Source organism: Thermoplasma volcanium GSS1, assembly GCF_000011185.1.
Classification (GTDB): domain Archaea; phylum Thermoplasmatota; class Thermoplasmata; order Thermoplasmatales; family Thermoplasmataceae; genus Thermoplasma; species Thermoplasma volcanium.
Genome location: NC_002689.2, coordinates 856,929 through 869,123 on the forward strand (window position 1 = coordinate 856,929; position 12,195 = coordinate 869,123).

General features: G+C 41.6%; 9 protein-coding genes. 7 read left to right on the plus strand and 2 right to left on the minus strand.

What is annotated here, in order from left to right; all coding sequences use genetic code 11:
* Positions 1-126 precede the first annotated feature (126 nt).
* A complete protein-coding gene (locus TVG_RS04445) occupies positions 127-2,523 on the plus strand; it encodes a DNA-directed DNA polymerase (protein ID WP_010917081.1) in 2,397 nt (798 codons plus the stop codon).
* 262 nt (positions 2,524-2,785) lie between these two features.
* Here the strand turns inward: TVG_RS04445 and TVG_RS04450 are convergent, their stop codons facing one another.
* On the minus strand, positions 2,786-3,691 hold the full coding sequence (locus TVG_RS04450) for an ornithine cyclodeaminase (RefSeq protein WP_010917082.1): 906 nt from the start codon (positions 3,689-3,691) through the stop codon (positions 2,786-2,788).
* 149 nt (positions 3,692-3,840) lie between these two features.
* On the opposite strand from TVG_RS04450, the gene TVG_RS04455 reads away from it, so the two are divergent.
* The 3 genes from TVG_RS04455 (at position 3,841) to TVG_RS04465 (ending at position 6,530) form a co-directional block, all read left to right on the plus strand.
* On the plus strand, positions 3,841-4,872 hold the full coding sequence (locus tag TVG_RS04455) for an SIS domain-containing protein (RefSeq protein WP_010917083.1): 1,032 nt from the start codon (positions 3,841-3,843) through the stop codon (positions 4,870-4,872).
* Positions 4,873-4,945: 73 nt separating this feature from the next.
* Complete coding sequence (locus TVG_RS04460) at positions 4,946-5,830, plus strand: 3-hydroxyacyl-CoA dehydrogenase NAD-binding domain-containing protein (protein WP_010917084.1); 885 nt, start codon at positions 4,946-4,948, stop codon at positions 5,828-5,830.
* A gap of 16 nt (positions 5,831-5,846) precedes the next feature.
* On the plus strand, positions 5,847-6,530 hold the full coding sequence (locus tag TVG_RS04465) for a uracil-DNA glycosylase (protein ID WP_010917085.1): 684 nt from the start codon (positions 5,847-5,849) through the stop codon (positions 6,528-6,530).
* Between the two features lie 7 nt (positions 6,531-6,537).
* Here the strand turns inward: TVG_RS04465 and TVG_RS04470 are convergent, their stop codons facing one another.
* Positions 6,538-7,809 (minus strand): NRAMP family divalent metal transporter, encoded by a 1,272-nt coding sequence (locus tag TVG_RS04470; RefSeq protein WP_010917086.1) that lies wholly within the window; start codon positions 7,807-7,809, stop codon positions 6,538-6,540.
* A gap of 114 nt (positions 7,810-7,923) precedes the next feature.
* Here TVG_RS04470 and ileS point away from each other — a divergent pair, with 114 nt between their 5' ends.
* The 3 genes from ileS to TVG_RS04485 all read left to right on the plus strand — a co-directional run bounded on the left by ileS (position 7,924) and on the right by TVG_RS04485 (position 12,191).
* The gene (gene ileS, locus TVG_RS04475; protein ID WP_010917087.1) at positions 7,924-11,010 is read left to right on the plus strand and encodes an isoleucine--tRNA ligase; all 3,087 of its coding nucleotides are present in this window, start codon (positions 7,924-7,926) and stop codon (positions 11,008-11,010) included.
* 50 nt (positions 11,011-11,060) lie between these two features.
* A complete protein-coding gene (locus TVG_RS08345) occupies positions 11,061-11,687 on the plus strand; it encodes a rhodanese-like domain-containing protein (RefSeq protein ID WP_052268467.1) in 627 nt (208 codons plus the stop codon).
* Positions 11,688-11,837: 150 nt separating this feature from the next.
* Entirely contained in the window at positions 11,838-12,191 is a 354-nt protein-coding gene (locus TVG_RS04485; protein WP_010917089.1) for a hypothetical protein, read from the plus strand.
* Positions 12,192-12,195: the final 4 nt, after the last annotated feature.

Below are 12,195 nucleotides of genomic sequence, written 5' to 3' on the forward strand. Positions count from 1 at the left end.
ACTGGAGAGAAGAATTAACAACAATAAAAATCTTCATTTCTGAATTTGATGATACTCGAGAATCGGGAAAGTTTAAATATTAATCGAACATAATTTAATTCCGTATATAGGGAAGAAGGATTGCAAATGCAAGTCGACATTAGAATAGTGTCTGCCTCCTATAGGCAGAGTGATGTTGCGGTGGAGATCTTTGGCCGATCCAGAGAAGGTAAGTCTGTAAGCGCCCTCTTCTTTGGCTTCAAGCCTTACTTTGATGTGGTCGAGCCGGATAATGAATATCTGTCGTCCATAAGGAATGATGATGAGTATGTAAAGGAAGAAGACAAGGTGCTATGGGTTCATGGTTCGATGCATAACGTCAAAAGGATATACATAAGGTCGCCCTGGAAAGTGCCAGAATATAGACGAAGGTGCCCTTTTGAGGTCTTGGCCGCCGATATTCCTTTCCATCATAGGTTCATATACGATTTTGACCTCGGAGCTTGCGTAAGGATAACCGGTGAAGACATAAGTGGTACAGAGGGAAATTTTACCACAGATCTTGTTTTGAAGATAGATAAAATAGAGAATATACCTGACTTCAACGTCAACTTGAAAGTTCTGAGCTTTGACGTTGAAAATGAAATTAATAGGGAGAACGTAGAGGATTACGGAAAGATACTTGTAATAGGATATTCCATAATGTTCGGCGATATACAAAAGAAAGGGGAAATACACGGGGACGAAAAAGAGATATTATATCGGTTCATCGATCTGATAAGAGCCGAAGATCCTGACGTTATAACTGGATACAATATAGACGGATACGACATGCTTGTTATACAAAGGAGAATGGAGCAGTACGGTATACACCTAAATTTAGGGAGAGATGGATCAGTCCCAAGGAGAATAATGGATCAATTCTGGAGGGTTCACGGAAGGCTTATAAGTGATACGTGGTGGAATGTGAAGAAGATACTCCATCCAAAACATGAATCGCTCGATTATATAGCTATGAAGTTGCTTGGCGAAGGAAAAGATTCTATAGACAGGCTGAACATAGAGGCGGAATGGCAGAAAAGACAGGATGAGGTTATATCGTACTGCATTAAGGATGCTGATCTTACTCTTCGCATATTCGAAAAGTTACGCGTCCTAGAGAGATTAATGTTCATGAGTACTGTAACAAAACTTCCCCTGGACGATGTTGCTAACGCAGGTACGAGCAACTATGTCGATTCTATACTGATAAGGGCAGCCGATAGGGAAAACATAGGCGTGCCTATGAACGCACACAACTTAAAGGAGGACGAAATACAAGGGGGTTACGTTCACACCATAGGGGCCGGCCTGTATTCCAACGTCATAGTCCTTGACTTTAAAAGTATGTATCCCTCTATGATCATTAAGTATAACGTTTGCTTTACTACTCTTGATCCAAAGGGCGAAATAGTATCCCCGACAGGCATAAGATTCTTGTCGCCTGAAAAGAAAAAGGGGCTAATCCCAAGGATTCTGCAAGAACTCATGGCTGACAGGGATGACGTCAAGAAGAGGATGAAAGAGGCAAAGAGCGAAGATGAGCGTTTATTCTACGATGGCATACAAAATGCAATCAAGGTATTGATGAATACATTCTACGGCGTCCTTGCCTCATCCTTCTACCGCTTTACAGATCCGAAAATCGGAAGTGCGATAACAGCTTTTGCTAGAGAAACGATAAAACACATAATAGATGTTTTGGAAAGCAGCGGCCACAGGGTAATATACGGGGATACAGATAGCGTGTTTGTTGAATCAGGGGACGTAAGGCAGGAAGACGCTATAAAAACCGGTAAAGAACTCAGCCAGAAGCTGTCAGAGGAAGAGGGCCTTACACTGGATTTCCAGATGGTTCTAGATCCATTTTTTTCACACGGCGCTAAGAAAAGGTACGCTGGAAAGTGCGTCTATCCAGAGGACATGAAGGGAGAGATAATAATAAAGGGTTACGAAGTTCGAAGGACAGATTCCTTTGATTTACAGAGTACTGCCCTTTCGAAGGTGATCGATTTCATACTCGATCGCGATGTTCAGGGTGCAATAAATTACGCCGACGATCTGGTGAAAAAGGTACGCAATGGTGATCCGTCCATAGATATCGAGAGCCTCGTAATTTCTAGAACTGTTAAGGACTTTTCATCCTACAAGGCAAATACCGATTCACTTGCAAATATCAGGGCGGCCAGAAAGCTCATAGAAAGGGGCGAAACATTTGTGCCGGGCATGAAGGTATCGTGGATAGTAACGAACGGCAAAAAGACCCCGCAGGAAGTTGAACCGTACATATATGGCTCTAAGTTGGAGTCTAAACCAGACTGGGACTACTATGCTAAAAGGTTATCAGAAACCCTAAATAGGGTTATAGATGTATTCAGAAAAGATATGGTCCAAGGCAATAGGATAAGCAGCCTAGATTCGTTTTCTTCTAAAAAAACTGAAGAACCGGCAAAAAATAAGCCTGAAAAGAGGAACACAAGCACACTAGACAGCTTTTTCTCCTAAGCGACTGTTTCGACTTACGAAAATCGAAATAATAAGGGGTGCATCCTCACTTTGTGGATAAAACTTAGTATATTTCTGAATTACAGGCCTCCGAATCTTCCCGAAATGATCTAAATTCATCGCTTTCATATTTTATCTGCTAAAAAAATAAGGTCTATTGATTAAAAACATAGCGAATTCGAATACTTTTTCCTAATTTGATATGGTGTGGCTTTTATTGTCTTATATGGAAAAATAAAATTTTCGACATTATATACGGTATTTAAATAATGCCCATGTTTTTTAATACTGCATATCCGGAGATGATGTCTTCCAACCCAATACCCATAGACTTGAACACCGTTCTATGGAATTTTGAGTATCTAGTTGGATCGACAGCTACATCCTTGAGTTCGATCGGTTTGCCGCCTAATTTTACGTATTCCGATATTTCAACAGATTCTATCAATGATTGTTCTAAGTGCTCAGTAACTACAATGTTTGCATCAGAGAGAACGGCTGATTCGGCCTCCCGGCGATTTATATAGTTCGATCCAGCGAGGTTTATGTGATATTCGTCTCCAAGGTATTTCCTGTAAACAATTGGCACATTGCTATTTGTTATAGTTGTTATTGTATCTGCTCCAATTAGAGCAGCCTCAGCTGATTCTACTGCCCTTATGCTTACGCCAAATTTCTTGGATGATCTTTCAGAAAAGTTTCGCGCGTGTTCTTGATTACGCGAATATACCCTTATTTCAGTTGGATTTGCCACCTTAAGCATTCCTTCTAGCTGTGTTTCTGCTTGGAAGCCGGACCCTATAATTGCGAAAATTTCAACGTTCTTATGCAGAATTGATGTTGCATAGGCAGTTACTGCACCTGTTCGGATCTGCCCCAGCCTGTTGGCTTCTATAATTGCTAGAAGTTCGTCAGCTGCGGTATCAAAAAGCACAACTACGAATTTTGCTCCATTCCGAGTTGCATAATAGGACTTCAAACCAGATATATGATATTTTTCCATTGCAGCTGGCATAGTATTAAGTACTCCATCTTGAGAAAATGTCCTAACTCGCGTCGAAGAATAGGCACGGCCTTTCCCATATTCCTCAAAAGCTTCACGGACAGCGTTAATTGCGGCTTTCATATCAAAATTCTTATCCACGTCATCTTCAGTAACGTAATACATAAATCATGAATACTTCATTTAAAATAACACTATCTTATGATAAGCGTACCAATAGAGGTCGAAATTGACCCTCATAAATATAGAGAGGGCTATATTTGTATTTTCTACGATAAAAGAATTTTTAAATGTTATAACCTAATGCACGCAAGATGACCGACATACTACCTGAGTATAGAAAGAAACATCCTTACGTAATGTACGAAATGATGAAACAGATACCTGAAGGAATTGACAAAACACTTAAGGCAGCTCAATCAGTTGATTACAGCTTCCTTGGTGATGACATAACATTCATAGGTAACGGCACTGCCTACCATGCCGGATATATTGGTTCGGGGATCATTGAGAAATATGGGTTAAGGAGAAGGGTAGTGCAAGCTTACGAATATCTAAACTATTTGAAGTACTCATCTTCATTCATCGGCATATCCCATACGGGAAAGACGAAAAGCACTGTGGATGCTATGTTGAAAGCAAGAATTACCGGAAAGACGGCTGGTATAACTCACTACCGTGACTCGCCGCTTTATAATTCAGTTGATGTACCTATCTTAATAGAGGATGAAGACAAATCACTCTGCAATACAAAGGCCTTCTTCAACTCAGCATTTGCAGCGCTCTATGTTTCATCAATATATCTTGGCAAAGATATAGATTTTAAATCGTTAAGAAACGAAATAGCAAAACACGTGAATGATGATGACAAGGAGATGGAATCAGCCTCAGCTGAGTTGGACAACGTAAAAGACATATTCGTTCTCGGTTCTGGCCCTAACTTCCCAGTCGCACGGGAAGCTGCCCAGAAGATTAGGGAGGCGACCCACCTTCATGCTGAGGGAATAGAGCTGGAAGAATTCAACCACGGATGTACGGCCGTTATGGACGAAAATACTCTAGTAATCTTAGTCGAGACTGAAAGAGACAAAGAGAGGGCCAATCAGATAGTCAGAGCGTCTAGCTACGTAGGTTCTCCTACGATGGCCATAAATGGAGATGCTGAGATCTCCTATTATAGTGATTATCAAGACGAATACCTTTCTCCATTTGTTAATATGGTACCTCTTTATTATTTGGCCTACTACCTTGCAGTTAGAAGAGGGATAAACCCAGATTATCTCAGATTCGAAGACGAAAGGTATAGAAATTACGACAACACGGTTTTTCCCCCTGGGGCTCATTGATGCCTTATTGATTTTATAATATATACATTCCATATTCGAGAAGTTTTTTATTTAAGCCAGCGCTTTTCAACGCATGGAGATTAGTAACATAGGAGTTGTTGGAAGCGGAGTTATGGGCCAGGGCATAGCACAAGTCTTTGCCAAGGCAGGGTATAAAGTGACTATTGTTGACGTTAACGAACAGATACTGGAAAATGCTTTAAAAGCTATCTCGGATGGCAAATATGGACTCAGAAACCTAGTTAACAAAGGTCAGATATCTGAAAATGACCTAAATAGCATCATGTCCAGAATATCTACGTCAACGGAATACACTTCATTATCTTCCTGCGATTTCATTGTGGAAGCAGTACCTGAAGACCTTCGAATAAAGAGAGAAGTGTTTGCGAAGCTAGAATCTAACGTTAGTAAAGACACAATACTTGCATCCAATACCTCAGGAATAATGATCGCTGAAATTACCTCTGGCCTGAGCTATAAGGAGAGGATTATAGGCATGCACTGGTTTAACCCGGCCCCAGTGATGAAGTTGATAGAGGTCGTTAAAGCACAGCTGACATCAGAAGAAACATTTAACACAACTATGGAGCTTGCTAAGGAGATCGGCAAAGTACCTATAAAGGTAGCAGACGTACCTGGTTTCTACACTACAAGGTTTATAGAAGGGTGGCTTTTGTCTGCTATAAGATCCGCTGAACAGGGCGTAGCAACAAGAAAGGATATAGATGCTATGACAAAGATGGCATTCGGCTTCCCTATGGGGCCCTTTGAACTTATGGACATCATTGGGATAGATACTGTATACCATATTGCGACGTACCTTTACGAAGAAACAGGCGATCCGCAGTTCATCCCGCCAATAAGCTTGAAGCAAATGGTGCTAAATGGCTATATTGGAGACAAGAAGGTAAAATTCGGAAGCAAAGGCGGATGGTTCGATCTCTACGGACATGAGTGAAACGGTGAATTCCTAGATGGAAGATGTATGGAAAGACATAAGCGAAATGAATTCAGATCTCATTGGCTGTGAGAAATGCCCTAGGCTGGTTACTTTTAGGAAAGAGGTTGCTAAGAGGGACAAAAAGTTTCGTGGGCAGGAATATTGGTCTAGGCCGGTTCCAGGCTATGGGGATATCTCTGGCCGCCTATTAATTGTAGGGCTGGCCCCTGCAGCTACTGGCGGGAATAGAACCGGAAGGGTTTTTACAGGCGATAAGAGTTCTGATTTCCTTGTGTCTTGCCTATTCGAAGCAGGCATAACGAACCAGCCGACATCAGTTAGTAGGGGCGATGGCCTCGTTTACATTGATTCGTACATTACCGCAGCGGTTAAATGCGTACCTCCAGACAATAAGCCTACCATGGATGAAATAAAGAATTGTATGCCGTACCTCATTTTCGAGGTGAAGCAGATGAAGAACCTAAAGGTAGTCCTTGCACTTGGAAAGATTGCATTTGATTCGGTACTCGATGTGCTGAGAAGCTTTGGAACCAATACGAAGGGGATGAAGTTCGTGCATGGAAACGTATACGATACGGGTACTTTTAAGCTGGTTCCCTCTTACCATCCAAGCCCTCGGAATGTCAATACAGGGAAGTTAAAAAGGGAAGATTTTGTTTCATTGCTGCAAAAGGTCAAGGCTTTAATTTCAGAATGATGATTCGTTAAATTGAAGTTATTATGCTGTATAGCCCGGCTATCTCTATTATAGCGAGTGTAAACCAAAATAGTGCCATATAACGCTTCGATAGTCTGTGCCCGTTCATTATTTTTTGATCTGATACAAGCAAGCCTAGGAGTACACCGACCGGTGCCAGCACTAGAACAAAGACTATCATGAGATCTATGACCAGTGGAAGAAGATAGGCAGAAAACGAGAGTGCTATTGCTGCTGCGGGTATGCTCTCTCCCATGTATAAATAGATGAATTTTCTTCTATCGCAGTCCGATCTTTCTTCTGTTAGACCTTTCATTTGCGCCTTATGCATACCACGGCGCCTGCCCGAGTAAAGTTTCCAGCCGAGAGCTTCTGCAATCCCCCATGAGGATGCCAGTGATATGACAATGAGTGCGAGGAATCCTGCAGTTACGAAGCCAGCTGCAGTGATGTAATATGCATAGGTGCCGAAGGGGAGCAATGCAGCCGCAAGCATCTTTGGTTCAGTTGCGTATCCGCCTATGAATGTTCCAGCGATAACGATCATAACCATAAGCACCTCGCTTACGATTGAACCTATTGCGGTTTCATTCCTGCTTATTTTTATGTCTTGGTCCAACAATGATTTCTGTACGCTCGCCCCAGCTTGATAAAATATCATAAACGGCATTATTATGGCCCCTAGGTTCGCTATTATCATAATGTCAAAATCATGGTTTCCGTACGGTTGTATGGGATTTAACCCCGTAAGTATAACAGAATGCCATGACGGTTTCATAAGCGCAACGCTGACTATTATAAAAAGGACGAGGCCCACTGACACGATCATGAGTATACTCTCTATTCTTCCGTACCTCCTCATTAGCACTATCAAATTATGTATAACGAAAACAACAGGTACGGATATATAAGGGGAGACGCCCACCATGTATAGCCCGATAGCTATACCGCTATACTCGGCTATGTAAGAAAGTATGTCTGTCGAGGCCATAGGTATAGCAGCAAGCAGTGCAAGTCTCCGCCCGTACCTCTGCCTTATCGCTTCCCCGACGCCCATTCCCGAATATATGCCAAGGTAACCTGCGGCGTTCTGTACTATGAAAAGAGGCGGGATAAGGATAAGCATTACGAATATCATGTGGAATCCAAATTCTGCGCCAGATTGAAGTCCAGTTATTATGCTTGCTACATCTACATCAGCCATCATTACAATCCATGCGGGACCGATTTTAGATAAGACATGAAATACTTTGTGTGTGGTTCCAATATTTATATCCATTTGAACACCGTAAGGATATCCTTACATCAATACAAAGTACTTAAACAGTTGCTCTAAATATCGATAGTCCCAACCTTCTAAAGGAATAAATAGGTAGAAATATTAACGAAAGGAATGCAAGCTCAAAGGTATAGGCTTATCGAACAGGGTAACACTATAATGGATATCGACAACGAAATTCTTAGATATTGGAATGATCACGCAATAAATGAGAAGATTTTCAAAAAAGAAGGTACGAAGAAATTTGTCTTTCTTGAAGGGCCGCCAACAGCTAACGGAAGACCTCACATAGGGCACGCAATGACGAGAACGATCAAGGATATAGTCCTCCGGTATAATACCATGACTGGTCACAAGATATACAGGCGTTATGGAGGATGGGACTGCCACGGTCTACCCGTTGAACTCGAAGCTGAGAAGTATTTCGGATTTAAGACAAAATCCGATATAATAAACTATGGCGTCGAGAAGTTCAATAGCTATTGCAGGGATAGCGTATTTAGGTACATAGATGAGTGGAAAACCGTAGACCAGATCATCGGATTTTCAATAGACCATAGCGGCGACTACATAACGTTGAGGAATGAATACATAGAGAGTGAGTGGTATGTCCTCAAATATATATACGAAAATGGCCTACTCTACAAAGATTATACTGTTGTGCCTTACTGCCCACGTTGTGAAACGAGCCTCAGTTCTCATGAGGTTGCCCAAGGGTATAAGGATGTTAAAGATCCTTCGGTTTACGTAAGATTTAAGGAGAAGGGATCTGAGAATACTTACTTCGTGGCATGGACTACCACTCCATGGACGCTGCCGTCTAATGAATTCCTCGTTGTTAATCCTGACATTGAATATTCCTTAATAGAATACAATAATGCAAAGTATTACGTAGCGAGTTCCAGAGCTCAATACATATTTAAAGACTTCAAGGTCTTAAAGAAGATGAAGGGCTTCGAACTAGCAGGTAAGGGTTACGAACAGCTCCTGCCTTTCCTCGATCCACCTGCAGGTGCACTCCGCGTCGTAACTGGTGACTTCGTTACGGATATCGATGGATCTGGCATAGTGCATGCTGCGCCTGCTTTTGGTTCCGACGATTACCAGATAGGAAAAAGGGAAAACGTACCCATATTGAATCCAGTAGACAAGAACGGAAGGTTCTCCGATGAAAGGCTCCCATGGTATGGAAAGAAAGTTAGGGAGGCAAATGAAGACATAATAGTTTACCTTAAGAATAACGGTTTGCTTATCAAGAGCGAGAAGTACGAACACAGCTATCCGTTTTGCTACCGTTGCGATACTCCTTTACTTTATTATCCGCTGGATGCTTGGTTTATTAGGGTATCATCTGTAAGGGATAAACTAGTAGAAAATAACGAAAAGATAAGATGGAAGCCAGATTACTTGAAGCACGGAAGGTTTGGCAATTTCCTCGATGAAGCCAAAGACTGGAACCTGAGCAGAGATAGATTTTGGGGAACACCATTGCCAGTATGGCGTTGCCGCAACAACCATGTACGATTCATAGGAAGCAGAAAGGAAATAGAGGAGATGGGAGCTACTGTACCTCAGGATCTTCATCGGCCGTATATAGACGAAGTCAAATTCGTATGCCCTGATTGCGGAGAAGAGATGAGGAGAGAACCATACGTTATAGATACGTGGTTCGATTCAGGAAGCGCTACATACGCAGCTATGCACTATCCATTTGAAGATAACTTCGATCCATCCTCCGATCTGCCAGTATCATTCATAACTGAGGCCATCGACCAGACCAGGGGGTGGTTTTACGTTTTGCACGTAATTTCAACCATAATGTTCAACAAGAATGCGTATGACAGCGCATTGTCTATAAGCTTTATCCTGGATGAGCAAGGCAGAAAGATGAGCAAAAGCAAAGGCAACTCAGTTTTTGCTCTGGACTATTTGAAGCAAGTGGCACCAGATTCACTCAGACTCTTTTTCCTCTACGGAGCCCCGTGGAAATCTAAAAACCTTGACAGGAAGATTATAGATGAGGTCTCAAGGCGTGTGATATCTACATTATTGAACGTTTACTCATTCTTTGCATACAATGCAAATATTGATGGCTTTGAGTTCAAAGGCATCTTAGAAGCTAAGGATACTCTTGATAAATGGCTCATATCTAAGATCAACACATTCATAATCGAGTCTAGAAGAGCATACGATGACCTCGATTTCCACGAAGTTGTAAGGTTATCGATGGATTTCGTGGATAACCTCTCAAACTTTTACCTTAGGCTGTCGAGGAGGAGATTTTGGGCTGAAGATGTGACTGAAGATAAGTTAGCAGCTTATTCAACACTCTATACAGCTATAATGACATGTTCGAAGGTTCTAGCGCCCATTGTTCCTTTTGTTTCTGACTACTTATACCTTAGCCTCCACGGCCCTTACGAAAGCATACACCTGGATTCGTTCCCAGAGCCTGATACATCAAAGATAGACCATGATCTAGAAAAAAGAATGGATCAGGCATACTCTGTCATTGAAACTGTTAGGAGGATAAGACAGGAGATAAATATAAAGGGAAGACAGCCAGTGAAGGAAATACTGCTGTCCGGCAATATAGACCCTGAGATAATACCAGTAGTATCGCAGGAGGTTAACGCAAAGGAGATAAGGATCGTAAGTTCAGAGCAAAGGCCATTAAAGTATACCGTTGATCTTAAGATGGAGACAGCTGCTCCAATCCTTAGGTCTTCAGTAAACTCAGTGAGGGAGGCTTTAAAGTCCATAGATGGAAAGGCTGCATTTGATGCTGTGCAGAACGGGGGAAAGCTTAGGGTGCTGGACCACGAGCTAACTGGCGAAATGCTAAACATTTCGACAATACCAGACCCTGACTATGGATATTCTAGAGATGAAAAAAATGGCATAGATGTGTTCGTAAACAAAAGGATAGACAGGAACGAATACTTGGAAGGCCTCGCCAGAGAGATAGTAAGGAGAATACAATTAATGAGAAAGGAGATGAACCTTGACTACACAGACAGAATAAACGTATGGATAGATCCTGTTGGAGATTTTTCTGACGCTATCGACAAGTTCGAATCGTACATAAAAGCCGAGACTCAGTGCGATTCCCTCAATGTCGGCCATACAGATGATCTAAGAAAATGGGAAATAGGAGACGAAACGATTGGAATAAGAATAGAAAAAGTGGTTCCTAAGTAGTAATCATAAAAACTACATAATATCTTTAAATTATTATTTCATGTTTATGAGTGAAAGTGCTAAGGGAAGATGAGGAAAGCGAGATAGTAAAACAGTTTCTGGATGACAATAATTCGGTTATTGTGGATTTTGATCCTATTGATTTATATGAAGCTGTGCATCCTCCTTTCTCAATAAGACTATCGATTGATCGTATTTCTGCAATGCCCCTCTCCATATTAAGGAGGCGCGCAGCAGCTTTTGTTTCTGATCCCCAAACATTATCGAAGCTGCTGAATAATGATATCGCTGGAAAATTTGATTTCATATATGATAATTCCAACAGATCGTGGCAGAAATATTATCCTTTTAGCTATTACAGATCTATAAATGCCGCCGATCTGTATGAAAATATTAAGGCTTACACTGTTTTAGACGTTAGAGAGCCATTTGAGCTGATCTTTGGTTCTATTGCTAACTCCATAAATATACCTATATCTGAATTGCGCGAGAAGTGGAAGATACTCGAGCGCGATAAAAAGTACGCAGTGATTTGTGCGCACGGAAATAGAAGTGCAGCTGCGGTGGAATTCCTTAGCCAGCTTGGTCTTAACATCGTAGATGTTGAAGGTGGCATTCAGTCATGGATCGAAGAGGGATATCCCGTTGTGTATGGAAGGGAGAGTGCCGAAGATTGAAACCGTAGGGTTCAACATTTCTGCGGAAAAATAAAATTGGCAAAAACTCCATAATAACCTTGTTACGATCCCATAATCGAAACGGATAAATCACATCGTAATGAGAAACGCAAAGTAGAGGTATTTAAGCAAGAAAGCCATGATCCATGTATGGAAGATATTGATTCGTATTTGAATTACGTCAACAGCATATGGGTCAAGATCAATGAAAAGTTCAAGAACCAGGACGAGAACGTTAAAATAGCCATTCTACAGCTTGCTGCTAGACCTTACTATTATTGGATCCAGGAGAATTTATCACCGCCTCCAAAAAAAGAGGGCCAAGAGACAGGCAAACTCGAGAATATAGTTAGCAAGTACGGTGACTCCATACAGATAGAAAACGATACTGTAAAGATAGTTAAGAGGCTTGGTACCACAGAGTTTGCGGCTCTTCGTGACTCGCTAAGGGAGATTGGGTATCAGTACGATGCACAAAGCAGAGGATTTAAGAAGAAGCAGTGATATA